This window comes from Pseudomonas lutea (genome assembly GCF_000759445.1).
In the GTDB taxonomy this organism is placed as follows: Bacteria; Pseudomonadota; Gammaproteobacteria; order Pseudomonadales; family Pseudomonadaceae; genus Aquipseudomonas; species Aquipseudomonas lutea.
Map to the genome: position 1 here is coordinate 1,559,832 of NZ_JRMB01000001.1, position 24,580 is coordinate 1,584,411.

Annotated in this window: 24 protein-coding genes; 16 read left to right on the forward strand and 8 right to left on the reverse strand. The window is 61.0% G+C overall.

Features of this window, described 5'->3' with window-relative positions; genetic code table 11:
- The first annotated feature begins 181 nt into the window (after window positions 1–181).
- On the forward strand, window positions 182–2,014 hold the full coding sequence (locus tag LT42_RS06635; protein WP_037010916.1) for a monovalent cation:proton antiporter-2 (CPA2) family protein: 1,833 nt from the start codon (window positions 182–184) through the stop codon (window positions 2,012–2,014).
- Between the two features lie 67 nt (window positions 2,015–2,081).
- On the opposite strand, the gene LT42_RS06640 is transcribed toward LT42_RS06635, so the two are convergent.
- Complete coding sequence (locus LT42_RS06640) at window positions 2,082–3,296, reverse strand: molybdopterin molybdotransferase MoeA (RefSeq protein WP_037010917.1); 1,215 nt, start codon at window positions 3,294–3,296, stop codon at window positions 2,082–2,084.
- Window positions 3,297–3,301: 5 nt separating this feature from the next.
- Window positions 3,302–3,841, reverse strand: coding sequence for a molybdenum cofactor biosynthesis protein B (gene moaB, locus LT42_RS06645; RefSeq protein WP_037010919.1), 540 nt, complete (start codon window positions 3,839–3,841; stop codon window positions 3,302–3,304).
- A gap of 77 nt (window positions 3,842–3,918) precedes the next feature.
- Between moaB and mobA the strand changes: the two genes are divergently transcribed.
- The gene (mobA, locus tag LT42_RS06650) at window positions 3,919–4,512 is read left to right on the forward strand and encodes a molybdenum cofactor guanylyltransferase MobA (RefSeq protein ID WP_037013061.1); all 594 of its coding nucleotides are present in this window, start codon (window positions 3,919–3,921) and stop codon (window positions 4,510–4,512) included.
- A gap of 82 nt (window positions 4,513–4,594) precedes the next feature.
- Window positions 4,595–4,819, forward strand: coding sequence for a YgdI/YgdR family lipoprotein (locus tag LT42_RS06655; protein WP_037010921.1), 225 nt, complete (start codon window positions 4,595–4,597; stop codon window positions 4,817–4,819).
- A 104-nt stretch (window positions 4,820–4,923) separates the two neighbouring features.
- On the opposite strand, the gene LT42_RS06660 is transcribed toward LT42_RS06655, so the two are convergent.
- Window positions 4,924–5,814: a pseudouridine synthase gene (locus LT42_RS06660; protein WP_037010923.1), complete on the reverse strand. Its 891-nt coding sequence runs from the start codon at window positions 5,812–5,814 to the stop codon at window positions 4,924–4,926.
- 440 nt (window positions 5,815–6,254) lie between these two features.
- On the opposite strand from LT42_RS06660, the gene LT42_RS06665 reads away from it, so the two are divergent.
- Entirely contained in the window at window positions 6,255–6,521 is a 267-nt protein-coding gene (locus tag LT42_RS06665; RefSeq protein ID WP_037010924.1) for a hypothetical protein, read from the forward strand.
- 56 nt (window positions 6,522–6,577) lie between these two features.
- On the opposite strand, the gene LT42_RS06670 is transcribed toward LT42_RS06665, so the two are convergent.
- The gene (locus LT42_RS06670) at window positions 6,578–6,817 is read right to left on the reverse strand and encodes a glutaredoxin family protein (protein ID WP_037010925.1); all 240 of its coding nucleotides are present in this window, start codon (window positions 6,815–6,817) and stop codon (window positions 6,578–6,580) included.
- Window positions 6,818–7,303: 486 nt separating this feature from the next.
- Between LT42_RS06670 and LT42_RS06675 the strand changes: the two genes are divergently transcribed.
- From LT42_RS06675 to LT42_RS06715, 9 genes are all read left to right on the forward strand, one after another.
- Entirely contained in the window at window positions 7,304–7,618 is a 315-nt protein-coding gene (locus LT42_RS06675; protein WP_037010926.1) for an ElaB/YgaM/YqjD family protein, read from the forward strand.
- Window positions 7,619–7,623: 5 nt separating this feature from the next.
- Window positions 7,624–8,010 (forward strand): phage holin family protein, encoded by a 387-nt coding sequence (locus tag LT42_RS06680; protein WP_037010928.1) that lies wholly within the window; start codon window positions 7,624–7,626, stop codon window positions 8,008–8,010.
- Entirely contained in the window at window positions 8,007–8,351 is a 345-nt protein-coding gene (locus LT42_RS06685) for a hypothetical protein (RefSeq protein WP_037010930.1), read from the forward strand. Before LT42_RS06680 ends, LT42_RS06685 begins: the two co-directional genes overlap by 4 nt.
- Before the next feature lie 141 nt (window positions 8,352–8,492).
- Window positions 8,493–9,656: an EAL domain-containing protein gene (locus LT42_RS06690; RefSeq protein ID WP_037010933.1), complete on the forward strand. Its 1,164-nt coding sequence runs from the start codon at window positions 8,493–8,495 to the stop codon at window positions 9,654–9,656.
- An 82-nt stretch (window positions 9,657–9,738) separates the two neighbouring features.
- Window positions 9,739–11,070, forward strand: coding sequence for a deoxyguanosinetriphosphate triphosphohydrolase (locus tag LT42_RS06695; RefSeq protein ID WP_037010936.1), 1,332 nt, complete (start codon window positions 9,739–9,741; stop codon window positions 11,068–11,070).
- Between the two features lie 297 nt (window positions 11,071–11,367).
- Complete coding sequence (locus LT42_RS06700; protein ID WP_037010937.1) at window positions 11,368–11,757, forward strand: response regulator; 390 nt, start codon at window positions 11,368–11,370, stop codon at window positions 11,755–11,757.
- 358 nt (window positions 11,758–12,115) lie between these two features.
- Window positions 12,116–12,742 carry a response regulator transcription factor gene (locus LT42_RS06705; RefSeq protein ID WP_037010938.1) on the forward strand — a complete coding sequence of 209 codons (627 nt, stop codon included), beginning with the start codon at window positions 12,116–12,118 and terminating at the stop codon, window positions 12,740–12,742.
- An 8-nt stretch (window positions 12,743–12,750) separates the two neighbouring features.
- The gene (locus LT42_RS06710; RefSeq protein WP_052075155.1) at window positions 12,751–16,410 is read left to right on the forward strand and encodes a transporter substrate-binding domain-containing protein; all 3,660 of its coding nucleotides are present in this window, start codon (window positions 12,751–12,753) and stop codon (window positions 16,408–16,410) included.
- Window positions 16,407–16,874, forward strand: a complete 468-nt coding sequence (locus LT42_RS06715; protein ID WP_052075156.1) for a GNAT family N-acetyltransferase — start codon at window positions 16,407–16,409, stop codon at window positions 16,872–16,874. Before LT42_RS06710 ends, LT42_RS06715 begins: the two co-directional genes overlap by 4 nt.
- 16 nt (window positions 16,875–16,890) lie before the next feature.
- Here the strand turns inward: LT42_RS06715 and LT42_RS06720 are convergent, their stop codons facing one another.
- Entirely contained in the window at window positions 16,891–17,832 is a 942-nt protein-coding gene (locus LT42_RS06720; protein ID WP_037013065.1) for a LysR family transcriptional regulator, read from the reverse strand.
- Between the two features lie 104 nt (window positions 17,833–17,936).
- On the opposite strand from LT42_RS06720, the gene LT42_RS06725 reads away from it, so the two are divergent.
- From LT42_RS06725 to dacB, 3 genes are all read left to right on the forward strand, one after another.
- Window positions 17,937–19,136: an MFS transporter gene (locus LT42_RS06725; RefSeq protein WP_037010940.1), complete on the forward strand. Its 1,200-nt coding sequence runs from the start codon at window positions 17,937–17,939 to the stop codon at window positions 19,134–19,136.
- 118 nt (window positions 19,137–19,254) lie between these two features.
- Window positions 19,255–19,599, forward strand: coding sequence for a YggL family protein (locus LT42_RS06730; protein ID WP_037010941.1), 345 nt, complete (start codon window positions 19,255–19,257; stop codon window positions 19,597–19,599).
- A gap of 372 nt (window positions 19,600–19,971) precedes the next feature.
- Window positions 19,972–21,438, forward strand: coding sequence for a D-alanyl-D-alanine carboxypeptidase/D-alanyl-D-alanine endopeptidase (gene dacB, locus LT42_RS06735; protein WP_037010942.1), 1,467 nt, complete (start codon window positions 19,972–19,974; stop codon window positions 21,436–21,438).
- Between the two features lie 75 nt (window positions 21,439–21,513).
- Here the strand turns inward: dacB and LT42_RS06740 are convergent, their stop codons facing one another.
- Genes LT42_RS06740 through LT42_RS06750 form a run of 3 tightly spaced genes read right to left on the reverse strand, consistent with a single transcriptional unit; the run spans window position 21,514 to window position 24,369 of the window.
- Window positions 21,514–22,308: an ABC transporter ATP-binding protein gene (locus tag LT42_RS06740; RefSeq protein ID WP_037010944.1), complete on the reverse strand. Its 795-nt coding sequence runs from the start codon at window positions 22,306–22,308 to the stop codon at window positions 21,514–21,516.
- Window positions 22,302–23,300: an ABC transporter permease gene (locus LT42_RS06745; RefSeq protein ID WP_208855889.1), complete on the reverse strand. Its 999-nt coding sequence runs from the start codon at window positions 23,298–23,300 to the stop codon at window positions 22,302–22,304. The genes LT42_RS06740 and LT42_RS06745 overlap by 7 nt, the downstream gene beginning before the upstream one ends.
- Window positions 23,287–24,369, reverse strand: coding sequence for an ABC transporter substrate-binding protein (locus LT42_RS06750; RefSeq protein ID WP_037010946.1), 1,083 nt, complete (start codon window positions 24,367–24,369; stop codon window positions 23,287–23,289). Before LT42_RS06750 ends, LT42_RS06745 begins: the two co-directional genes overlap by 14 nt.
- Window positions 24,370–24,580: the final 211 nt, after the last annotated feature.

A 24,580-nucleotide genomic window follows, 5' to 3' on the forward strand; every position in this document is an offset into this window, starting at 1 on the left:
GCGCTGGCACGCCGCCGTGGTCCGCACGCCTGCGACCCAGCGTCCCGGCTGCTGATGTCCGTCACTTTCACGTGGTTTAATACGCGCCACTTTTTCCATCGCTCATGCGTCACAGGGCTCAACGACGTACCTGCCATAGACGCAGCATCCGCCCCGAGCCCTCTTTTACAAGGAGTCCCCAATGCCCCATGAAGGCAGCCTGCTGCAGGCCGCAGTCGTGTTCCTGCTCGCCGCCGTCGTCACGGTTCCTCTGGCCAAACGTCTGCAACTGGGCGCCGTCATCGGCTACCTGATTGCCGGCGTGATTATCGGCCCGTCCTGCCTGGGTCTTATCGGCGACCCGCAGAGCGTTGCGCACATTTCGGAGCTGGGCGTGGTGCTGTTGTTGTTCATCATCGGCCTTGAATTGTCGCCACGCCGCCTCTGGACCATGCGCAAGTCAGTGTTTGGTGTGGGGCTGGCGCAAGTGTTGCTGACCGGAGTGGCCATCGGCGCAGTGGCCCTGCTGGGCTTCAATCAGCCCCTCAACAGCGCCGTCGTGCTGGGTCTGGGGCTGGCGCTGTCATCGACCGCGTTCGGCCTGCAAAGCCTGGCAGAGCGCAAAGAGCTCAACGCGCCCCACGGACGCCTGGCTTTCGCCATCCTGCTGTTCCAGGACATCGCCGCCATTCCGCTGATCGCGCTGGTACCGATGCTGGCCGGCGGTGCACATGATGACAACTCCGGCGACTCCCTGCGCCACGGCCTGCAAGTGCTGGGCGGCATTGCCATTGTTGTGGTCGGCGGGCGTTATCTCTTGCGCCCGGTGTTCCGCATCGTGGCTAAAACCAAGCTTCAGGAAGTCTCCACGGCAACGGCCTTGCTGGTGGTGATCGGCACAGCATGGCTGATGGACCTCGTCGGAGTGTCCATGGCGCTGGGTGCCTTTCTTGCCGGCCTGCTCCTCGCCGACTCTGAATACCGCCACGAACTGGAATCGCAGATCGAGCCGTTCAAGGGCTTGCTGCTCGGGCTGTTCTTCATCAGTGTCGGCATGGGCGCGAACATCGGCCTGCTGATCAATTCGCCGTTGACGGTGCTGGGCCTGACGCTGCTGTTGATCGGCTTGAAATTGCCCCTGCTGTTTTTCGTCGGGCGTCTGGCCGGCGGCCTGGGCAAGCAAAGCGCTCTGCGTCTTGGGCTGGTGCTTGCGGCGGGCGGTGAGTTCGCATTCGTGGTGTTCAAGATTGGCCGCGATCAGGGGCTGTTCGATGCGGCGCTGTACGACACCCTGGTGTTAACCATCACCTTGTCGATGGCGCTGACGCCGCTGTTGCTGCTGGTCATGGCGAGGTGGCTCAAGCCCAAGCCTGTGGTCAAGGAAGTCCCGGCGCACTACAAGGAGATCGAGTCGGATAACCCGCGCGTCGTCATCGCCGGGATGGGCCGGATGGGCCAGATCGTTGCCCGTATCCTGCGCGCGCAGAACATCCCGTTCATTGCGCTGGACACCTCGGTGGAGACGATCGAATTCACCCGAAGCTTCGGCAACGTCCCGGTGTTCTACGGCGACCCGCTGCGCCCGGAGATTCTGCGCGCCGCAAAGGTCGATCAGGCCGAATACTTTGTCATTGCCACGGATGATCCAGACACCAACATCAAGACCGCAGAGCTGGTGCGCAGGCTGTACCCGCACATGAAGATCATCGCGCGAGCCCGTAACCGTCAGCACGTTCACCGTTTGCTCGATCTAAACGCCGAGGCCGTGCGGGAAACCTTTTATTCAAGCCTGGAGATGACCCGGCGCACGCTGATCGGGCTGGGCCTGAGCGAAACGCAGGCCAGCGCCCGCATCGAGCGCTTCAAGCGGCATGACGAACAAGTGCTCAACCGCCAGCACTTGATCTACGACGACGCAGCGAAGGTCATGCAAAGCGCGCTGGAAGCCCGAACCGAACTGGCCGAACTGTTCGAGTCCGACCGCATCGACGAGGAAGCAAGCGACCTGCGCCCTGCCGCCGACGCCCGCATCTAAAGCCTGCCGCTCGGGCTTATTCAACGTCCGGCGCCCCGGTTGAGTGCCCTCACGGCCACTCAACCGTTCAGCCCATCACTTCGCTCAGCGGAATGAAGTTGAGCAGATCACCCTCTGCCACAGTCGTGCCTTCGATGATCTCGATCAGCCCGTCGGCCCACGCGGCGCTGCGCAACACGCCCGAACTCTGATTGCGGTAGGCAACCAGCCGGCCTTGCTCCAGACGTCCACGCAGGTACTCGCGCCGCGCGCCTGGCTTGGTCCAGGTGAAGGCAGCAGGCACTTTGAACTGCAGCGGCTTGACCCCCTGCACGCCCAGACGCCTCAACAGATAAGGCCGGGCGAGCAGCGCAAAGGTCACCAGCGTCGACGCGGGATTGCCGGGAAGGCCGATCACCGGCACGCCGCGGAAGTGACCAAACGTCAGCGGTTTGCCAGGTTTGATCGCCAGCTTCCACAAGGCGATTTCGCCCTCTTCCCGCAGCGCGTGACCGAGGAAGTCCGCTTCGCCGACGGACACGCCGCCGGTGGAAAGGATCAGGTCGACGCCATTCAAGCCTGCCAGTGCAGCTCGGGTCTTCTCCAGGTTATCCGGAAGGATGCCCGCATCAATGACCTCGCAACCCAATCGGCTCAGCCAGCTGCACAGCAAGACCCGGTTGCTGTTGTAGATCTGCCCCGGGCCAAGTGGCTGGCCCGGCTCAACCAATTCATCGCCGGTAGAAATCACCGCGACACGGGCACGGCGCACGACCTGCACATGGCCAAAGCCCATGGTCGCGGCCAGGCCCAATTCGATTGGACCCAGCACCGTGCCAGCCTCCAGCACCTTGTCGCCCACCGTGGTCTCCTGCCCTTTGGGTCGAATGTTCTGACCAGTACGCAGCGATTGCACAAAGCGCACGGTCTGGTCTGCCTGGACCTCGGCGTTCTCCTGCATCTCGACGCAATCGGCGCCTTGCGGAACCGGGGCGCCGGTAAAAATGCGCGCGCATGTCCCCGGCTGTAGTGGCTCGGGCGCCTGACCGGCAAAAATCCGCTGGCTGACCGGCAGCGGCTCACCGTGCCAGTCCGCCATGCGCAATGCGTAACCGTCCATGGCGCTGTTGGGCCATGGCGGCAAATCCAGGGTGGACACCAGGTCTTCAGCCAGCACTCGGCCCTGGGCGTCGGCCAACCCGACTTCCTCGCGTCCGGTGATGGGCGCAGCCGCCGCCAGCTCCATCAATCGCTGCATGGCCTCTTCGACCGGCATCAAGGGCTTCATTTCAGGCGTGCTCATCAATCTCAACCGCGCGTCGCGCAAGGCGCGGCCTTCTTCAGGTGCGGCACGAAATTGCACGGGCGGAAGCTGTTGTTCAACTGGTCGGCGAGAATGCCGTCCCATCCGGTGCGCACCGCGTTGGTCGAGCCCGGCAGGCAGCACACCAGCGTACCGTTGGCCAGCCCGGCCAGCGCACGGGACTGAATGGTCGAGCTGCCGATGTCGGGCACGGAAATTTGCCGGAACAGCTCGCCGAAACCATCCACTTGTTTGTCGAGCAAGCAGGCGACAGCTTCGGGCGTGCTGTCACGCCCGGTGAAGCCGGTGCCGCCGGTGATCAACACCACCTGCACTTCATCGTCGGCGATCCAGGTCGCGACCTGGGCGCGGATCTTGTAAAGGTCATCCTTGAGCAGCACACGCTCAATCAGACCATGGCCAGCGGCGGTCAGGCGGTCGACGAACATCTGGCCGGAGGTGTCGGTTTCGAAGGTGCGGGTATCGCTGACGGTCAACACGGCGATATTCAGGGGTACGAAAGGCGTGTCTGCCTTGGCTTTCATGGCGAGGTCCGGTTGTAGAGGAAACAGGCCGGTGTTATATCACAGCACCTGTTTTGACCGCGCCTGCCGAGCTGACCATGAACGTATCCAACACCCTTGCGCCCTGCTCCATCCTGCTGCTTGCCGGCGGTCGGGGCCAGCGTATGGGCGGTCGCGACAAAGGCCTTATTGACTGGAACGGCGCGCCGTTTATCGAGCATTTGCATGGCCTGGTACGACCGCTCACCGATGATTTGATCATCTCGTGCAACCGCAATCAGGAACGCTACGCGGACTACGCCGATCGGCTGGTGACAGATGAGCAGCAGGATTTCCCCGGCCCCTACGCGGGTATCCGCGCCGGCCTTGGCACCGCCAGGCACGAACTCCTGCTGGTGATGCCCTGTGACATGCCGCTGCTGGATCGCGACCTGCTCAATGACCTGCGTGCCACTGCGGCGGCGAACCCGGGCCTGCCGGTCATTGTTCGCCAGGGAGAGCAATGGCAGCCGCTCCTGTGCTGCATTCCCACGGTCCATGCGAGCGTGTTCGAGGAGCATTGGCGGCAAGGTCAGCGCAGCCCGCGGCGTACGCTGGCAGCGTTGGGCGCCGTCGCGCTGCAATGCGAGGCTGATGACCGCAGGCTGGCCAATCTCAACACGCCGGATCTGTTGACCGGGATCAAGGCCTGAGCGCAACGGGCAGGTTTCATGGAACTTTGCCGTTACACTCTGCGTCAGACACATCACTAAACAAATACCCGGAGACACAGCAATGAACCAACGGACTCTTCCTGCCGCCTTCCTGCTCGCACTGAGCCTTGCCGGCCTCGCCGGTTGCTCGTCGCCGACTGTGATCACCCTGAACGACGGCCGTGAAATCCAGGCAACCGACGCGCCGAAATACGACGAAGAGTCGGGTTTCTACGAGTTCAAACAGCTGGACGGTAAAGAGACTCGCATCAACAAAGACCAAGTGCGCACCGTTAAAGAGCTGTGATGCCAGCGAAGGACCGTTTCGTTTAAAACGGTCACTGTCAAAAAAACCCGCCGTTTGGCGGGTTTTTTGTTTTTTGCGGACCGATGCTCCCTCCAAAAGCCCCGTTACCAGTCCAACATGATCCGGCTCTCGAACACTCGCTCCTGACCAGTCACCGGATCCGTAAACCGCAGGCCTTGAGCCAGCAGTTTCAGCGGGTTGTGGTAGTCGTCCACGGCGTCTTTGATCACGTTCGGATAAAACGGGTCATTGCAGATCCCGGCACCCAGCGCCGCCATGTGAACCCGCAACTGGTGTTTTTTGCCCGTGACCGGAAACAGCGCGTAACGCCAGTGTTCGCCGCGACGTTCGCTTACCTCGACTCGGGTTTCAGTGTTCGCCGAACCCTCGGCTTCCTGCATGCGGAAGAACGGCTCGCCGTCGACCAGGCGGCTTTTGTGTACGCAAGGAAATGTCAGGTGCGCAAGCGCCGGGGCAATCGCCTCGTAACGTTTTTCGATCTGCCGGGTTGGAAACAAGGCCTGATAGGCAGACCGCGTCTGCTTGTTGGCGGAAAACAGCACCAGCCCTGCCGTGTGCCGGTCGATGCGGTGCAGTGGCACCAGATCGGGGTTATCCAGCGTACGGATAAGCCGGCGCAATAAAGTCTGCTCGACGTACTCCCCGGCGGGCGTCACTGGCAGAAAATGCGGTTTGTCGGCGACCACCAGATGCTCGTCGGCGTACAGAATTGCCTCCTGCACCGGGATCGGCGTTTCGTTAGGGACCTCCCTGAAATAATGAATACGCAGGCCTTCGCGGTACGCCAGATCGACCGCAATCGGCAGGCCGTTACCATCGAGCACCTTGCCTCGGACGATCCGGTCCAGCCACTGTTCGCGGCTGATCGCACTGAATCGCTCGCAAAGGCAGTCCAGGACTGTCCCCCATGAACCCGGCGGCAGGTACAAGGTGCTGGCTTGACGATCGGAGGCGGTGAAAGCGGGAGCGGACATAAACGACTCGGCTGGCTGAAGGTAACGTCGGCATTATCAACGTCAACGTTTGTTAACGCGACAGGGCAACGGGATGAATGTGGCGATGGCTCTAGCCCGGGCCGCACGCAGGCGCGCGACGTTATGCCGCACGGAAAAACGGCGCCAGTTGTCTGACAACCACATGACTGCGCTGGATGCGTAAAATGATTTGTCCTAAAATGTTACGAAATCGGCATGCAGGCATGAATCCGAGCGGTCGCGACCTGTTCGCCCCTCGATCAAAGCCTGCCAGACCTGAACTCATAAAAAGAAAGCCCGTCATCGACGGGCTTTTTTCGTTTTCAGCGTTTGCAAGCACGCCACGTGCATGGGCCGCAGCACACGTCGGCACCGCCGCAGACCTTGTGTCCCGCGACTGCCCACCCTGAATTCGTTTCGCCACTTTTGAGGTTTTACCCATGCTTGTTCAGTTTTTCCAATGGATCAAACGACTTTCCACCGGCACGTCCAGCCAGAACGACGAAAACTATTCGCAGTCTTTTTCCGACGATGACCAGGACGTTGGACGCTGGACGTTCATGTCGCTGTTCATCGTGTTTACCCTGAGCCTGTACGTGATCGCCGGCTTGGGCTATTACGCCAAAGTGCATGTCTGGGACGGCATGACCGAGGAGCAGAAAGCCGCAGTTGCACAGGCCATGGTGGTCGACACTCAATATCTTTGATCCAGGCTGAACAGGGACCGAGCCGGTGTTGCGCGCGGTGATGGATTGATCGCGCGTCAGTCACGCAGAAACAGCACCACCTGATCGGTGTCGAACGGCCAGTCCAGTTCGGCACCGGTGTCTGCCCGCCTCAGCACCGGGATGCGCAGGCAATACGCCTGGTATTGCGCGTCGCTCTCGGCGATGTCGACCAACTCCACCAACAAGCCGTGCTCCACCAGCGGCATCAATTCGGCTTCGGCCACCTCGCACAGATGACACCCCAACGTTCCGAACAGCTGACATTCCGGTGGCATGGCTAGGCCCCTCTATGGCTGCGATTCCAGGGAATTGACAGGCAAGTTTAGGTCGCACCTTCATACTCGTCGAGCAACCCACCCGAGCCCCCCGGAACACAAGCATCCCTGCGCGGGCTCCGGACCCAACAAGATTGACCGTAGGCGATCCCCGTCGTCCAGGCGCCGCGCTGTCGCGCGGCAAACAGAGTCCCTGTGGGAGAGAGCGCCGTGGTGATGTTTGATGAAAGCCGGCTAGCTGCGGGCTGCGGTCAAACGAGCGCGCTGCGTCAGATGTAAAACGCGGCCAGGACCTTGCTTTCGCCAGCAAGCCGGCTCCTGCGGATTTTTCGCAACGACAGGAAACTCTGCAGCGCTGTGCAGGCGCGCATTGGCAGCGCTGACCCTCGCGGGCTAAACGGCTGGGCTTGTTGACGCGATTGGAATGAACCTTCAGGAATGCGCCATACTCGAAACCCCATATCGTCATCCCCTAAGGAGAAAACCATGGCTCGACCTACCGCAGAAAAAGCCCAGGACGTCTTGATGTCCGACTTCCAGACGCTGGTTGCCGATACGGAAAAACTGCTGGCCCACACGGCTTCTCTGGCCGGCGAACAAGCTGACGAGCTGCGCGAACAGATCCGCGAAAGTCTTCTGCGTGCCCGTGAAACCCTCAAGCTGACGGAAGAAACCCTCCGCGCACGTGGCAAGGAAGCAGTGATCATCACCGAGGATTACGTGCAGAACAAGCCATGGCAATCGGTGGGCATCGCGGCTGGCGTTGGGTTCCTGCTGGGCCTGCTGGCCACAAGGCGCTAACGGTCATGACGTCGCCGACAGGTCCAACCGGGACCGATCAATCCTCTTCGCCACGGCGGCTGGGTGCGGCATTTCTGGGGCTATTGCACAGCCATGTGGAGCTGTTCGGTATCGAGCTTCAGGAGCAGAAAGCCCGCACCGTCCGCCTGCTGCTTTTTGCGGGCCTGGCACTGGTTTTCGCGTTGCTGCTGCTCATCGGCCTGTCCGCGCTGTTGCTTATCCTGGTATGGGACAGCTATCGCCTTACCGGCATCATCGGACTGTGCGGGCTGTATACGCTGGCGGCATTGTTCTGTGCGATGCGCCTCAAGGCCGCTGTCTTCGATGAGTCTTCACCCTTCCATTCGACACTGGAAGAACTGGCCAACGACCGCGAGCGACTGATGCCATGAGCAATGCACCTCAATTGCCCCAGACTCACAATCGGCGTGAGCTGCGCAAGGCACTGATTCGCCTGCGCATGGAAATGCATCGGCAGGAGATCCGTCAGGAATCCTCACGGCTGATGCACCCGCTGCAACGCATGCGCGGTATGGCGTCGGACCTTCCCGGCTCGCTCGGCATCAAGCATGCGCCATTGTGGGGCGTCGGCGCCGTGACTCTGCTGGGGTTCCTGACTGGCAAAGGCACACGCAGCAAGCGCACCGGCAGCGTCACGCGCCTGATCAAATTCAGTGCAACCGTGTTGCCGCTGATCAAAATGGCTCTGCAGAACTCCTCCCGCCGCCGTTAGGCGCATTCTGGCTACATTCTTGCTATCCAACTCCGCCTTGCCCGGTAATCCACCGGGCGAGGCGGAGTGCGTGTGGGCTTGTCGTCATGGCTCCGCTAATGCACCCATTTACTCTCTACCCACCCTCACTAAGGAGGCCCCGTGTTCGATGGGCAACCGCTCGCCTGCTTTCAGCCGTTCATCGACACTGCCACCGGCCGCATTGCCGGCATTGAAGCGCTGGGCCGTTTACGCCAGGCAGACGGAAGCTTGCAGTCGGTAGGTCCACTCTTCGCAGACCCGCGGCGCCCCGCCATGCAACTACGAAGGCTCGACCGGCAGATCCGCGACAACGCCATGAGCCGTTTGCATGAGGCTCCGGTCGACTGGTTTCTGAGCCTGAACATCTCACCGCGCTGGATAAGCCGCTTGCGGCCTGACCAACCGCCCCCCAGCCTCGCACGCCTTGAAAGCTTCGGGATCGCGCCAGAACGCATCGTTTTCGAAATCACCGAACTGAGTGGCGACGATCAGCGCCTCAAAGAGGTGGTCGCCCATTACCGCAACGCCGGGGCGCGCATTGCCATCGACGATTTCGGCGCCGGTTATTCCCAGCTGGATCGGGTGCTGGCATTGCAGCCCGACATACTCAAGCTCGACATGCGTCTGTTCCAGGCGGCAGCGCGGGGCGGTCCGAGCAGCGATGTGGTCAGAGCGCTGGCGCAGATGGCCGAGAAAACCGGCTGCTGGATCATCGCCGAAGGCGTCGAGACGGAAGCCGAACTCGACTTCGCGCTGGAGTGCGGCTCGCGGTATGTGCAGGGCTATTTGTTTGCCCAGGCGCAGTTGGACTTCTTCGAGGCCGATGCCTTCGTCAATCGCTTCGCTGCACTGCGCGACTGCTACGTGATGAAAAAAGTCGCCGAGCGCGAGCGATTGATGACACTGCGCAAACACCTCACGCATTTGATGTGTCGGCTGCAACGCTGGGCCGAGGACGACGGGGCAATAGCGGGCTTGCCCAACGGTACGGATTTTCCCTGGCTGCTGCGCTTTTACCAGTGCGACCGTCAGGGCACTCAGCTCACGCCGAATCTGGAATGGCGTAACGGCGCATGGACGGCCGACCCGAAATATCTGGGCCACAACTGGTCGTGGCGGCCCTACTTCTACCACCTGCTCGCCGAAGGCTGGCATGAGCGGCGTCTGACACTGTCGAGCACTTACCGCGACGCCACCACTAATCAGTATTGCCTGACCGCAGGGCAGTTCTTTGATAACGGTGAGCGGCTGCTTCTGATCGATGTCGACGCTGCGGGGTTTTAAGCTTCCCTCGGCGATCTTGTGCTTGCAGCGTGCCGGGCGAACCGGGAAGCTAGCGCGGTAATCACCCGACGGAGTACCGGCCTTGGATTGGCAGACCCTGCTCACCCGCGAGCGCCTTGGCAAAACCTTGCACAGCCCCGAAGAACTGGGGCGCAGCCCGTTTCACAAGGATCACGACCGGATCATTTTCTCCGGTGCCTTTCGCCGTCTCGGCCGCAAGACGCAGGTGCATCCGGTGACCAGCAACGATCACATCCACACGCGCCTGACCCACTCACTGGAAGTCAGCTGCGTCGGCCGTTCACTGGGCATGCGCGTCGGCGAAACCCTGCGCAGCGCGCTGCCCGACTGGTGCGATCCCAGCGACCTGGGGATGGTGGTGCAGTCAGCCTGCCTGGCCCATGACATCGGCAATCCGCCCTTCGGGCATTCAGGCGAAGACGCTATCCGCAACTGGTTCAAACAGGCGGCGGGCCGCGGCTGGCTGGATGCGATGAGCGAGGTCGAGCGCAACGACTTCCTGAATTTCGAAGGCAATGCCCAAGGCTTTCGCGTACTGACCCAACTTGAATATCACCAGTTCGAAGGCGGCACGCGGCTGACTTACGCCACGCTGGGCACTTACCTGAAATACCCATGGACGGCTCGCCATGCGGACTCTCTGGGCTACAAGAAGCATAAATTCGGCTGCTATCAGAGCGAACTGCCGATTCTTGAGCAGATCGCCAGCAAGCTCGGCCTGCCGCAGCTGGAAGAACAGCGCTGGGCACGGCATCCGCTGGTGTACCTGATGGAAGCTGCCGACGATATTTGTTACGCCCTCATCGACCTCGAAGACGGTCTGGAAATGGAGTTGCTCAACTACACCGAGGTCGAGTCGTTGCTGCTGGGGCTGGTGGGTGATGACTTGCCGGAAACCTACCGCCAACTGGGCCCGGGTGACTCGCGCCGCCGCAAACTGGCGATTCTGCGCGGCAAGGCCATCGAGCACCTGACCAACGCCGCCGCGCGCGCCTTCGTTGAACAGCAGGATGCGTTGCTCGCCGGTACGCTGCAGGGTGACTTGGTCGAACACATGCATGGCCCGGCCAAGCGCTGTGTGCTCAGCGCCAAGGACATGGCACGCAAGAAAATCTTTCAGGACAAACGCAAGACGCTGCACGAGATCGGCGCTTACACCACGCTGGAAATCCTGCTCAATGCCTTCTGCGGCGCCGCTTTGGAGCAGTTCGGCGGGCACGAACCATCATTCAAGAGCCGGCGCATTCTAGATCTGCTGGGTAATAACGCGCCTGATCCCTCCTGGCCGCTGCACACCTCGTTTCTCAGGGTGATCGATTTCATCGCCGGCATGACCGACAGCTACGCCAGCGAAATGGCCCGTGAGATGACCGGACACTCCAGCCCCGTCTAACCCCACGACAAGCACCTTGCGCTGCCTCTGACAGCGCCGCGAATGCCCGAATCCGACGCCGGTTTCGGGCATTTCTCGTTGGGCTCTCAGCAGATCCAACAGCAACTTCGGACATTTCCTACACAACCGTCGGAATGCCCTTATCGCTGCGCACACATCACTGCCGAATAATCCGCGCCATTCCGAGCCTTGAGACAACCCGACCCATTACCTCCCGAAGACATTGCTCGCGTGCCGACGCCGCCGGACATCCGGCAAGGCGGTCGCACCCATCCCCTCCTTCGCCTGGAACCGCCGATGCTCACTGAAAATTTCCGAATCCTGCTGGTTGAGGATCACCCGTTTCAACTGATCGCTCTGCAAATCCTTTTAAACAACAACGGCCTCTATCGGGTCACGCCCGCGCTGAACGCCAGCGAAGCGCTGGGCGCCATGGAGCGCAGCCCCGAGCCTTATGACCTGCTGCTGTGCGATCAGCGTCTGCCGGGCATGTGCGGGCTGGAACTGATTCAGACGGCCACCCGTCGCGGGCTGATTCAGCGCGCGATCCTGCTCAGTGGCCTGGAGGCGGCCCCTTTGGCGACGCTTGAATCCGAGGCCAGAGCGATGGGACTTCCGCTGCTGGGCTGCCTGAGCAAACCATTGAACACGCTGGAGCTGATCAGCCTGATCTCGGCTCCCGCCTGAGGCCCCTATCGTGTGTGAGGTGCGCTACCCGGATTATAAGTCGCAGGTGGCAATATCGGATCGTAAAGCCATCATTGGTGGTGCTCCATGGGTAGAAATTAAACAGCCCGGCGGCCCATTGAAAAATCCCGGTATATTCCGATTCGAAATAAACAGCCGTATATACGCATTGTTTTACTCAACCTCGCACATTGCTTTTTATTAAACATTCATGGTCGCCGCGTGCATCAATGTACGCACATACGCTTATTCTTGTAGGACTATTCCTATATAGCGGTTCGGGCATGATCTCTTTATGGGCGCTGTTGAACATCTGGGATAAGGTGCGCGCTTTCTTGCCACTCATTATGGATTGACCATGAACTCTATTTTTATTATCGACGACCATCCGGTCATTCGAATGGCCATAAGAATGCTTCTTGAGAACGAGAATTACGAAGTGGTCGGAGAGACCGACAATGGCGTCGACGCCATGCAGATGGTCCGTGAGTGCATGCCCGACCTGATCATCCTCGACATCAGCATCCCCAAGCTGGACGGGCTCGAAGTCCTTGCCCGGTTCAACGCAATGAACCTGCCGTCCAAGATTCTCGTCCTGACCGCACAGGCCCCCAGTCTCTTTGCCATCCGTTGCATGCAGTCCGGGGCCTCCGGTTACGTGTGCAAGCAGGAAGACCTGAGCGAACTTGTCAGCTCCGTCAAAGCCGTATTATCCGGCTACAATTACTTTCCCAGTCAGGCGCTTGCCGCAACGATCAAAAAAGAAGGTGACCCCAACGAGATTGAGCGCTTCAAACTCGTCAACGACCGTGAGCTAATGGTATTGCAACTGTTTGCCCAGGGTCGCACCAACAAAGAGATAGCCAAGGGCATGTTTCTCAGCAATAAAACCGTCAGCACCTACAAAACCCGCTTGATGCAGAAACTCAAGGCCAAGACTCTGGTAGAACTTATCGAGATGGCAAAACGCAATTCGTTAGTGTGAGAAACAGGATGGCAAAGGCGTTAAAGGACTATTGGATCGCGGCGGTACTTATCTGCCTGGGCTTGGATGCCCAGGCAGACTCCCGCCCACCGGAACGCTACACACTGCTGAGTCGCTCCAACCCGTCGCATATGGACGTGACCCTGGACCGCTCCCAATGGCAGTGGGTGCGTAACAAACGCGAGCTGATTCTGGGCACGTCTGCGCCCGACTATCCGCCTTTCGACCTGACCCTGACCGGCCGCGACTACGAAGGCTTCACTGCCGATTACGTGGGGATATTGGGCCGCGTGCTCGACCTGCCGGTCAAGGTTCTGCGTTTCGCCAGCCGCGACGAGGCCATTCTGGCGCTCAACCAGGGCGAGATCGACCTGCTGGGCAGCGCCAACGGTTACGAGGCGGCATCCAGCGGCATCGCGTTGTCCACCCCCTACGCGGTGGACCAGCCGGTGCTGGTGACCCGCACCGGCGAAACCCGGCCACTGAACGGCGACCTCAACGGTCTGCGCCTGAGCATGGCCTATCACTATCTGCCACCTGACGTCATCGCGGCGCTCTACCCCAAGGCGCGCCTGCAGACCTTTTCATCGTTCCAGAGCGCGATCAACGCAGTCGCGTTCAATCAGGCTGACGTCTTTCTGGGCGACACCATTTCCACCCATTACGTGATCAACAAGGGCTATCTGAATAACGTGCAGATGGCCAATTTCGGCAAGCATGAGGCCAACGGTTTCAGCTTCGCCGTACACGCATCGAACACGGTGCTGCTGGACATCGTCAACGGCGTGCTCAAAGGCATCCCCGTGGAAGAGCGTATCGCCATTTCCAAGCGCTGGGGCGCCGGCAGCGACTTGATGCTGACCGATCAAAAGCTGCAGCTCAATCAGCGGGAGGAGCGCTGGATCGCCCAGCACCCGGTCGTGCGTGTGGTGTTCAACGAGGCGTACGCGCCTCTGACGTTCTACGATGCCGCCGGTAACTTCAGCGGGGTGACGGCCGACCTGCTTGAGCTCATCCGGCTGCGGACCGGGCTGACATTCGAGGTCAGCCACGCCGCCAGCATGAACGACATGGCCAGCCAGCTCAGTCAGGGCCAGGCTGACCTTATTGCGGCGATGATCCCCAGCGACGAGCGCGAGAACCGCTTCAATTTCAGTCGGCCTTATCTGGACAACGTGTTCGTCCTGGTCACGCGCAAGGAAACCTCGGCCCCGTCCAATCTCGACCAGCTGGATGGCAAGAGAGTGGCGCTGACCCTCGGCAGCCCGATTCTGCCCTTCCTGCGTGAACATCACCCCGGCATCTATCCGGTGGAAGTGGACAACCCGGCGCAGGCACTGGACCTGCTCGCCCACGGTCGGGCAGAAGGCGCAATCACCTCACTGTTCAGCGCCAGCTACTTCCTGTCGTCACGCGGCCTGAACGACACGCTGCAAATGCGCGTCACGGTCGGCCAGGAGCCGGCGCGCATCGCCATGGCGACGTCACGCAATGCGACCGAACTGACGTCAATCCTCGACAAGGCGCTGTCGAGCATCGCGCCCGAAGACCTCGCCGCCATCAACAACCGCTGGCGCACCTACTCGCCCCGAGGCAGCGGTGCGTGGCATGACTACCAGTTGCTGATCTACCAGATCATAGGGGGCGCCGGCATCCTGCTGCTGGGCTCACTGGCCTGGAATGCCTGGATGCGCCGTCAGATCAAACAGCGTGAGCGGGCCGAGCGCGCGCTTAATGACCAGTTCGAGTTCATGAGCGCACTGGTCAACGGTACCCCTCATCCCATCTACGTGCGTGATCGCGACGGTCTGCTGAAAATCTGCAACGACAGCTACCTCGCCGCTTTTGCTGCACAGCGCGAAGACGTCATCGGCAAGAGCATTCTTGAAGGGATTCTGAGCAACAGCGAGGAAGCGCTGGGTTACGTTGATGACTACAACCGTGTCATGGCCGACAACGAGCCACTGATCCTCGACCGCTCGCTGCACATCGGCGGCCGGGAATTGACGATTTATCACTGGATCCTGCCCTTCCGCGACTCACTGGGGAAGGTTCAAGGGATCATTGGCGGCTGGATCGACATCAGTGAACGTCGCCAATTGATCGAGCAACTGCAGACGGCCAAGGACCTGGCGGACGATGCCAATCGTGCGAAAAGCACTTTCCTGGCGACCATGAGTCATGAAATCCGCACGCCGATGAACGCTGTCATCGGGATGCTCGAGCTCGCTCTGAAACGCGCCGACAACGGACACCTCGACCGCCCGGCCATTGAGGTTGCGTACAGTTCAGCGAAGGATTTACTGGAGCTGATCGGCGATATTCTGGACATCGCGCGCATCGAGTCCGGTCGCCTGAGCCTGAGCCCCGAACGCGCCAATTTGCGGCAACTGGTTGAATCGGTCGTGCGGGTCTTCGACGGCCTGGCACGCCAGAAAAGCCTTACCCTGGCGCTGGATCTCGACCCCCGCACCAACACCGATGTGCTGATCGATCCGCTGCGCTTCAAGCAGATTCTTTCCAATGTCATCAGCAACGCCATCAAATTCACCGAACAGGGTCAGGTCCGGATCAGCCTGCAAACCGAGGCAGGACGCAGCCCTCAGCACATGACCGTGCAGGTGATCATTCACGACAGCGGGATCGGCATCACGGCCCAGGATCAGCAGCGCCTGTTTGCGCCCTTCGCCCAGGTCGACCAGTCCGGACAACTGGCACGGACCGGCGCGGGCCTCGGCCTGGTGATCTGCCGCAGCCTGTGCGAAATGATGGGCGGCACGCTGACGCTGAGCAGCCGGCCCGGAGATGGCACCCGGGTTGAGATGGTCTTCGCGCTCACCACCCTCGACCCGCTCGACACCCGCAACATCACGCCCCAGGCTGCACCACACACTGCCGAGCCGCTGCACATTCTGATTGTCGATGACCACCCGGCAAACCGCCTCCTGCTGTTCGAACAATTGTGCTTCCTGGGGCATCGCTGCGACATGGCGATACAGGGCGCCGAGGCCCTCGAACGCTGGAAGAACGAACCCTTCGATCTGGTCATCGCAGATTGCAACATGCCGGTCATGAACGGCTATGACCTCACGAGGGCGATCCGGCAAGCGGAGCACGAGCAAGCACGGCCTCGCTGCACGGTGCTGGGCTACACCGCAAACGCACAGCCGGAAGAGAAACAACGCTGTCGCGAAGCGGGCATGGACGATTGCCTGTTCAAACCCATCAGCCTGAATGCCCTTAATGACCGCCTGAGCAAAGTAAGACCATTGGCGGTCATGGCCGAGGCGCCGGCCGCCGTTGCGAATGAGGCCTTCGACCCGCACGCCATTGCCACGCTAACGGGCGGCAGGATCGACATGAACGAGCGCCTGCTCGATCAACTCATTGACAGCATTCGCCAGGACCGCGCCGAGCTCGCTTCGGCCACCGGCCGGGATCAGTTGAAAGACGTCGGCCACAAAGTGCGTGGTGCAGCCAACATCATCTGCGCGACAGCCGTCATCCAACAGTGCGAAGCGCTCGAGGCCGCATGCGACGCCGAGGCTTCGGACGAAGACATCGGCGAGCGGCAGGTGGCACTTGAGCGCGCCATGACCACGCTGGAGCTGGCGCTGAGTGCCTATCGTGCGACAACCTCCGTGCCTCGAACAGGACCGCTGCCATGAAGCTGATCCCCATGAACCCTGCTGAATTTGAAGTATTTGCCCAACGGTCGGTTGCCGGATACGCCAAGGATATTGCTCGTACCTACACGCTGCACGACGCTGTCGCCTGCGAAAGCGCCCGGGCAGATTTCGATGACCTGTTGACGCACGGCCTGGACACCGACGGGCATTGGTTCTGCCGGTTATGCGTGGGTGCAGGCCTCGAAGTGGGCAGCCTCTGGATGGGCATCGTGGCGTCGCCGCCGTTGCCTGCACGACTGTTCATCTATGACCTGGAGATTCATGAGCCTTTCAGGCGTCAGGGCCTGGGCAGGGAAGCGCTTGAGGTCGTTGAGGCGTGGGCCCTGGAGCGCGGGATTCGTCGTCTGGAGCTCAACGTGTTTTCGGACAACGTCGCCGCTCGAAAGCTCTACGAAACCGTCGGGATGCAGGCACGGGAAATAACCTTGTCCAAGGCGTCATAGCCGGTTTTTCTGGGCGCTAAGCCGGCCCGGTTGCAGCGTCCACGCTGCCATAAGGCGCCAGGTGCTCACTCAGGTACTTGAGCAGGATGCTGACCTTGGGCAGGGCTTCCCGGGTTTTGAGCCAGACCAGGTTCATGGGCAGTCCGTCGGTGGCCAGCTCCGGCAACACCTCAACCAGCCGTCCTTCGTTGAGGTGAGTCTGGACCAGCCAGGTGGGCAACTGCGCGATGCCATGCCCGGCAATGGTCGCCGACACTTCACCTTCCCCGTCGCCCACCGCTATACGGGGATGAATGATGCGCCGCTCCCGGTCCCCAGGCTGTCGCCCGCGAAAATACCAGGGGCCAACCTGCCCGTCGGATTGCCCATAGGCGATGCAATGGTGGTGCTCGAGGTCGGCATCGGTGGCGGGCTGACCGTGCTCGGCGATGTAACCGGGCGCAGCACAAAAGACCAGCCGCTGAGCGCCGATGAACCGATGACCGAGCCCCGCAGCCCAGGCATCAGCGCCGCCGATACGAACCACAATGTCGATGCCTTCGTGTACGGGATCAATGAACCGGTCGGAAAAGGAAATATGCGGCTGCAGCAACGGGTATTGCTTCACGAAGTTAAGGATCAGCGGCAGCACGTGGAGACGTCCGTATGACGCAGGCAAATCAATGCGCACCCGGCCGTGGGGTTCGTGGCGTTCCGATGCCAATGCCAGTTCGGCTTCTTCGAGGTCGGCGAGCACGCCGCTGCAAGTGGAGTAAAACTTCACTCCGGCTTCGGTCAGCGACAAGCGCCGCGTGGTGCGGCTGAACAGGCGCTGGCCCAGGCGCTGCTCCAGACGGGCGATGCCTTTGCTGACGGCCGACGCGGTCAGGTTCAGCTTCATGGCTGCACTGGCAAAACTGCCGGAATCAGCGACGGCCACGAACACATCTATGCCCTTGAGACGTTCAGAGGAGAACATGCCAACTACCATTCAGGAATTCAGTTCGCGAGAGTAAGTCATTTATGTCGCGGATGAGAAAGCAAATCTTCAATAGGCTATGGCAAAGTCTTTGGAGTTAACCTATGCCACCTTCCACCTCCGCCACGGCGTCGCAGCCTGCTGCTGCATCCCGTTCAGGCGTCCAGATTCTGATCATGGCGATCGCCGCGTTCATAATCGTCACCACTGAATTCCTCATCGTCGGATTGCTCCCGGCGATGGCCCGTGACCTTGGCGTGTCGATCGCGGTGGCAGGCCAGGTCGTCACGTTGTTCGCCTTCACTGTCATGTTGTTCGGGCCGTTCCTCACGGCAAAACTGGCAGGCGTGGAACGCAAGAAGCTCTTCACGATCATCCTGCTGGTGTTTGCGGCGTCCAACGTGCTGGCGGCGTTGTCCACCAACATCTGGGTCATGGCCCTCGCGCGGTTTATTCCGGCGCTGGGCTTGCCAGTGTTCTGGGGCACGGCCAGCGAAACGGCTGGGCAACTGGCAGCGCCCGGTAAATCGGGTCAGGCGGTGTCGCGCGTGTATCTCGGCATTTCCGCGGCTCTGGTATTTGGCGTGCCGCTGGGCACCGTGGCCGCCGATACCCTTGGCTGGCGCGGCAGTTTCTGGGTGCTGGCGGTCATTTCGCTGGTGATCGCCATCCTGATGCAGCTCTGCATGCCAACCCTGCCGTCGTCTCCGGCCAAGCACGGTGAAAAGCAGACGGACATCCTCAAGCAGCCGCGCTTCCTGGCGCACATCGCGCTGTCGGTGCTCGCGTTCACCGCGATGTTCACGGCTTACACCTACCTGGCCGACATCCTGCAGACCCTCGCCGGTGTGCCGACCAACCAGGTGGGCTGGTGGCTGATGGGCTTCGGCGCAGTCGGCATGATCGGCAACCATTGGGGTGGCGCGCTGGTGGATCGCAGCCCGCTGGGTGCAATGGTGCTGTTTCTGGTCATTCTGAGCATCGGCATGGCCGCCGCCATTCCGCTGGCAACTGAACATGTCTGGTTGATCGCCGCGCTAGTCCTGTGGGGCATTGCCTACACCGCGCTGTTCCCGGTATGCCAGGTGCGCGTGATGCAGGCAGGGGCAAAAGCCCAGGCGCTGGCGGCGACGATGAATATTTCAGCGGCCAATGCCGGTATTGGCTTGGGAGCCATTTTCGGTGGGCTGGGCATCGGCCACTTCGGCCTCGGGTCTTTGGGATGGGTGGCGACTGCGATCGCGGTCGTGGCGATCCTGGTTGCCTTGTTGATGATGCGTAATCGCCAAGCGGCTGCGCGTTGAAAGCCCGGCGCGGATGTTCGGCTTGCGGGCGTCTGGCCAACCGGCCGCCGACGAAGCAGGCAGGGCGGCTACTAAGCTGGTAGACTGCGCCCCGAAATTACTCAAGAGGAATGCTTCAATGGCCACTAATCGCTCCCGTCGTCTGCGCAAAAAGCTCTGTGTCGACGAGTTTCAGGAATTGGGCTTCGAGCTGAACCTGGAATTCAAAGAGGATCTGAGTGACGAGGCAATCGATGCATTCCTCGACGCGTTCCTGACAGAAGCCATGGACGGTAACGGCCTGGACTACGTCGGCGGCGACGACTTCGGTCTGGTCTGCAAGGCTGATCGTGGTTCGGTCACCGAAGAGCAGCGCGCTGCTGTCGAGGCTTGGCTGAACGGCCGTGACGAGCTGACCAAGGTAACTGTCAGCCCGCTGCTGGACGCCTGGTACCCTGAAACGCCGATCAACGCGGCCAGCTGATCAGCAGGCGGTCTCCCGCCACGCTGATACCCAAAGAAGCCACCCTGAAGGGTGGTTTTTTTTGCCTGCGATTTTGTTCTCTGCCATCAAGATTGGCCCAACAACGCAAAGCGACGCAGGCGTGACCGGGTCAGTTATGAGCACCCGGCGCAGGAATTTGACGGTTTAACGTGACATTGAATGGACATGAGCAAAAAATAGCGCCGTTTGACGGCAGTAACCCGGCGCAAGTCACCAAAGCTTGGGGCATAATGCCGCTTTACCGAAGGCCAGTGTCACGCCCGGCCCACGGGCATTTTCTGGTCTTGTGTTCACACTGCGAGGGAATTCATCCCCTCTTCATCTCGTTATCAGTGCAGTAGGGTTTATTGAATGATCAAGTCTTTGCGTCCGTTGTTGATGGCCACCCTGCTCTTCCCCCTTTCGTTCTCTATCGCCGCCGCCCCGATCAACACTGCCTTGCCACCCAAGGTCCAGGCAGCACTCAAAGCCAGCAAACTGCAGAATGATGCGCTGTCGCTGGTGATGCTGCCGGTCAGCGGCCCGGGCACGCCGACGGTGTTCAATGCCGACGTTTCGGTCAATCCGGCGTCCACCATGAAGCTGGTGACGACTTACGCGGCCCTTGAAATGCTTGGCCCTACCCACCAGTGGAAAACCGAGTTCTACACCGACGGCACCCTCAGCAATGGCGTGCTGCGCGGCAACCTTTACCTGAAAGGCGGCGGCGACCCCAAGCTGAACATGGAACGCCTCTGGCTGTTGATGCGAGACCTGCGCGCCAATGGCGTGCAGCAAGTCACCGGTGATCTGGTGCTCGACCGCAGCCATTTCGTGCAGCCGCAATTGCCGGTCTTCGATGACGACGGCAACGACAAGAACAAACCATTCCTGGTCCGCCCGGACTCGTTGATGGTCAACCTCAAGGCCCTGCGCTTCATCACCCGCAACGACGGCGGCAAGATTCTGATCTCGGTTGAGCCGCCCATCGCGGCCATCCACATCAATAACCAGGTCAAGGCGTTGTCGTCGAACAAGTGTACCGGCGATGTGCTGTACAACCCGGTCCCGGAAGCCGACGGCGGCATCAGCGTGACCGTTACAGGTCAGTTGGGCGATGGCTGTAATTCTCAGACGTACTTGTCGCTGCTTGACCACCCGACCTACACGGCAGGCGCCGTGCGGGCCATCTGGCAGGAACTGGGCGGGAGCATTCTTGGCAAGGACCGGCTGGACGTCACTCCGGGCAGCGCCAAGCTGCTGGCGAGAGCGTTTTCTCCGGACCTGGCCGAGATCATTCGCGACATCAACAAATTCAGTAACAACACCATGGCGCAGCAGTTATTCCTGAGCCTGGGCGCGGAGTTCCGCAACGAAGCGGACGGCGATGACGCCAAGGCAGCGCAGCGCGTGGTGCGCCAGTGGCTGGCGAAAAAAGGCATCATTGCGACCCATCTGGTCATGGAGAACGGCTCTGGCCTGTCCCGCGCCGAACGGGTCAGTGCGCGCGAGATGGCGCAGATGCTCCAGGCCGCCTGGAACAGCCCGTATCAGGCAGAATTCATGAGTTCGATGCCGCTGGCGGGCATGGACGGCACCATGCGCAAGCGCCTCAAGAGTACGGCGCTGCGGGGTCAGGCCCACATCAAGACCGGCACGCTGAACACGGTTCGCGCGATCTCCGGGTTCAGCCGTGACAGCAACGGCAACACCTGGGTGGTGGTCGCGATTCTCAACGACCCGCGTCCGTGGGGCGCGTCCTCGGTGCTCGATGAGGTGCTGGTCAGTCTGTACAACCAGCCGAAACTGCAGAACACGGCCATTTCCCTGCAGCAGTAACGCTCGGCGGTGCAGGTGCGAGTCGCCCAACGGCTTGCACTCGCGTCGATCGGTGCACGCCGCCCTCGTTGTTCGCTACCAGCTTTGTCCCAGTCCGAGCAGGCCCAGAATCTGCCTGCGCAGATCGACCAGGTACGGGTCATCGCGATGCCGAGGGTACGGCCGGTCGATCGTCAATTCGGCTTTGATCTGCGCCGGCCGGTCGCTGAACACGATGACGCGATTGGCGAGCAACAGCGCCTCCTCGACATCGTGAGTGACCAGCAGCGCGGTGTAACCCTGGCGCTGCCACAGATCAATCAGCTCCTGCTGCATGGCAATCCGGGTCAGAGAATCAAGCTTGCCCAGTGGCTCGTCAAGGATCAGCAGCCGTGGCTCGTTGACCAGCGCCCGTGCCAGCGCCACTCGCTGCGCCATCCCGCCCGACAGTTGTCGCGGGTAGGCTCGGGCGAACTGGCTCAGGCCCACTTTCGCCAGCGCTTCATCGACCTTGCCCCGGGTGGTTTTCAGCAACCCCCGGGCGTCGAGGCCCAAGGCCACGTTGTCCCAGACCCGGCGCCATGGGTACAGCGTCGGGTCCTGAAACACCGCCACGCGGGTCGGATCAGGCCCGGTGATCGCTTCGCCATCCGCCAGCAAAGCTCCACTGTCCGCCCTCTCAAGCCCTGCGACCAGACGCAGCAGGGTTGATTTTCCGCAACCCGAAGGCCCCAGCAGCGCGACGAACTCTCCCGGTTCGACGGCCAGCGACACGTGCTCCAGCACCGGCAACCGGTGACCCTCAAGTACGAAGCCGTGGCTCAGGTTATCGATGCGCAGCGCCAGGCCACGAGTGGACTCAACGCTTTCTGCTATCCCTGCACTTACCATTTCATCGCTCCTTGTTGCCACGCCAGCAGACGGTCACGCACCAGAAACAGCGCTGAAATCAGCCCCGAACACGCCAGCGCCATGATCAACAACGCCGCGTACATGTTGGCGTACGCCGCCCAGCCTTGCGCCCATTGCAGGTACCAGCCGATTCCCGACTTGACGCCCATCATCTCCGCCACCACCAGTGTTGAAAACGACGCGCCGAGGCCCATGAACAAGCCCACGAACACATGAGGCAGCGCGGCGGGGATCGCCACTTTGAAGATCAGAAAACGCTGATTGGCACCCAGGGTACGCGCTACGTCGTAGTAGGCCTTGTCGACGCTCGCCACCCCTGACCAGGTCAGCACCGTGACCGGAAACCAGGTCGCCAGAGCAATGAGAAAAACGCTGGCGCTCCAGCTGCTGGGAAAAAGGAAAAAGCACAGCGGCAGCAAGGCGGTGGACGGCACCGGCCCCAGGATGCGCAAAACCGGATGCAGCCAGTAGCCGATACTGCGCGACCAGCCGATGGCGACGCCGGCAATGAACCCCGTCAACGCACCGAGCGCTACGCCACTGCCCAATAGGATGGCCGAGTGAAACAGGCTGTCGGCGAGGCGCCGCCAGTCATCCACGTAAACGTCCAGCAACGCCTGGGGCGGGGCGAAGAACGGCACCGGCAGCCAGGCGAGTTTGGCGGTAAGCAGCTCCCAGACGGACAGCAGAAGCGGCAGGGCAATCAGCCACGGCCCGAGTCTGGCGGTACGCACCGCCAACGGACGGGACCAGCGCCTGAGGATCACGGCGAGCACAATCAGCCCGGTCACGATCAGGCAAAGATTGGCCAGGCCCTGGGTCATCGGCCAGCTGCGCGATGCGTTGGGCACGTACACAACCAGCAACGCGGTCGCCAGCCAGAACGCTGCAGCCAGCAGCCCCTGTAACCAAAACGGGTTTGCCGGGGTGTTCAACCGCTCCACGTCGGCCGTCATCTCAATTGAAGACATTGGCAGTGATCTCCGCAGCAAAGCCATCGGCATCGGTGCTTTGACGAATGACTTCGACAGTCTTCAGATCGCGCACGTAGGTGGCGATTTCTGCGGTCAACGCTGCGCCGACCGCATGATGGCCGTGGGTGTGGTCATGCAGAATCGCAACCACTTCCTCCGTTGTGGTGTTGAGGGCGTAGGCCTGGAACCCTTTGGCCACCTCTTCCGGGTGCGTTACCGAATAGTCATGGGCCTCCAGAATGGCCTGGGTCAGCGCGGCCACGACACGCTTGTCATCACGGGCCAGCTTGCCGGTGACCCCGACCACGCAGCAGCTGAGATTGGCGTAGTCTTCCACGAGATTGGACGACAGTTCGCGCGCCTTGCCGGCTTTGATCAGCCGGTACATGAACGGGTCGCTTCCGCTCACGGCCTGGACCTCGCCCCGCTCCAGCGCGGTGCCCAGCAGGTCGGCCGGATACAGCCGCCACTCCACATCGCGAACCGGGTCAACGCCATGTTTCTTCAGCAAAATGGAGAAGAAGTTCCGGTCCGGGCTCGCCATATCGGTGACACCGATGGCCTTGCCTTTGAGGTCCTCCAGCCTGTTGACCGGGCCGTCCGCTGCGCTGAGCAAACGCAAACACCCGCCATGGGTGCCGGCGGTCAGCTTGACGTCGAACCCCTGTTCGAGCGCCTTGAGCCAACGCAGCGCCATACCGATGCCCGCATCAGCCTTGCCTGTTGCAATCGCTTCCAGCAGCACTTCAGTGGAGTTGCCGAAGTTGACCAGCTCGACCTCCAGATTGTGCTTTTTGAAGAAGCCCTGGCCGTAGGCGATCACCACCGGCGCCAGGCAGACCGCGTTCAGATTGATTGCAAGCTTCAGCGAGCACGGTTGATCGAGGCGGATGAATTGCCCGGTGCCCGCCGGCTCTGCTGCAGGATCACCGCCCTGCCCGGCATGGTCTGCGTGTTCGTCAGCGGCCCAGAGGACGCGGGGTAACGACAGCAGCAGTGGCGAAGCCAGCGCAGCCCCGGCGATGCCCAGCACGCGCCGTCGGCTTAATTGATCAAAACGGGCCATGGTGTTCCCTTACCGAATGAGTGAAATGACAGTCAGCAACGACGGCTTAATAACCAAAAACCCGGGTAAGTCTGACTTTTTAAAACCCTAACACTCACGCGATAATTAATTAAATTCATTTTTATTCTATTCCACTATGCAAGTGTTCTATGTAATCGCTCAGTGCAAGTCACTGCCTGCTTGAGCCCGCCGTGCCCAATGCGCGTGGCGA

Excerpts from the sequence above, each read along its gene's own strand:
- LT42_RS06635 (WP_037010916.1), top strand. The coding sequence starts at position 182 with ATGCCCCATGAAGGCAGCCTGCTGCAGGCCGCAGTCGTGTTCCTGCTC.
- LT42_RS06640 (WP_037010917.1), bottom strand. The coding sequence starts at position 3,296 with ATGAGCACGCCTGAAATGAAGCCCTTGATGCCGGTCGAAGAGGCCATG.
- moaB (WP_037010919.1), bottom strand. The coding sequence starts at position 3,841 with ATGAAAGCCAAGGCAGACACGCCTTTCGTACCCCTGAATATCGCCGTG.
- mobA (WP_037013061.1), top strand. The coding sequence starts at position 3,919 with ATGAACGTATCCAACACCCTTGCGCCCTGCTCCATCCTGCTGCTTGCC.
- LT42_RS06655 (WP_037010921.1), top strand. The coding sequence starts at position 4,595 with ATGAACCAACGGACTCTTCCTGCCGCCTTCCTGCTCGCACTGAGCCTT.
- LT42_RS06660 (WP_037010923.1), bottom strand. The coding sequence starts at position 5,814 with ATGTCCGCTCCCGCTTTCACCGCCTCCGATCGTCAAGCCAGCACCTTG.
- LT42_RS06665 (WP_037010924.1), top strand. The coding sequence starts at position 6,255 with ATGCTTGTTCAGTTTTTCCAATGGATCAAACGACTTTCCACCGGCACG.
- LT42_RS06670 (WP_037010925.1), bottom strand. The coding sequence starts at position 6,817 with ATGCCACCGGAATGTCAGCTGTTCGGAACGTTGGGGTGTCATCTGTGC.
- LT42_RS06675 (WP_037010926.1), top strand. The coding sequence starts at position 7,304 with ATGGCTCGACCTACCGCAGAAAAAGCCCAGGACGTCTTGATGTCCGAC.
- LT42_RS06680 (WP_037010928.1), top strand. The coding sequence starts at position 7,624 with ATGACGTCGCCGACAGGTCCAACCGGGACCGATCAATCCTCTTCGCCA.
- LT42_RS06685 (WP_037010930.1), top strand. The coding sequence starts at position 8,007 with ATGAGCAATGCACCTCAATTGCCCCAGACTCACAATCGGCGTGAGCTG.
- LT42_RS06700 (WP_037010937.1), top strand. The coding sequence starts at position 11,368 with ATGCTCACTGAAAATTTCCGAATCCTGCTGGTTGAGGATCACCCGTTT.
- LT42_RS06705 (WP_037010938.1), top strand. The coding sequence starts at position 12,116 with ATGAACTCTATTTTTATTATCGACGACCATCCGGTCATTCGAATGGCC.
- LT42_RS06710 (WP_052075155.1), top strand. The coding sequence starts at position 12,751 with ATGGCAAAGGCGTTAAAGGACTATTGGATCGCGGCGGTACTTATCTGC.
- LT42_RS06715 (WP_052075156.1), top strand. The coding sequence starts at position 16,407 with ATGAAGCTGATCCCCATGAACCCTGCTGAATTTGAAGTATTTGCCCAA.
- LT42_RS06720 (WP_037013065.1), bottom strand. The coding sequence starts at position 17,832 with ATGTTCTCCTCTGAACGTCTCAAGGGCATAGATGTGTTCGTGGCCGTC.
- LT42_RS06725 (WP_037010940.1), top strand. The coding sequence starts at position 17,937 with ATGCCACCTTCCACCTCCGCCACGGCGTCGCAGCCTGCTGCTGCATCC.
- LT42_RS06730 (WP_037010941.1), top strand. The coding sequence starts at position 19,255 with ATGGCCACTAATCGCTCCCGTCGTCTGCGCAAAAAGCTCTGTGTCGAC.
- dacB (WP_037010942.1), top strand. The coding sequence starts at position 19,972 with ATGATCAAGTCTTTGCGTCCGTTGTTGATGGCCACCCTGCTCTTCCCC.
- LT42_RS06740 (WP_037010944.1), bottom strand. The coding sequence starts at position 22,308 with ATGGTAAGTGCAGGGATAGCAGAAAGCGTTGAGTCCACTCGTGGCCTG.
- LT42_RS06745 (WP_208855889.1), bottom strand. The coding sequence starts at position 23,300 with ATGTCTTCAATTGAGATGACGGCCGACGTGGAGCGGTTGAACACCCCG.
- LT42_RS06750 (WP_037010946.1), bottom strand. The coding sequence starts at position 24,369 with ATGGCCCGTTTTGATCAATTAAGCCGACGGCGCGTGCTGGGCATCGCC.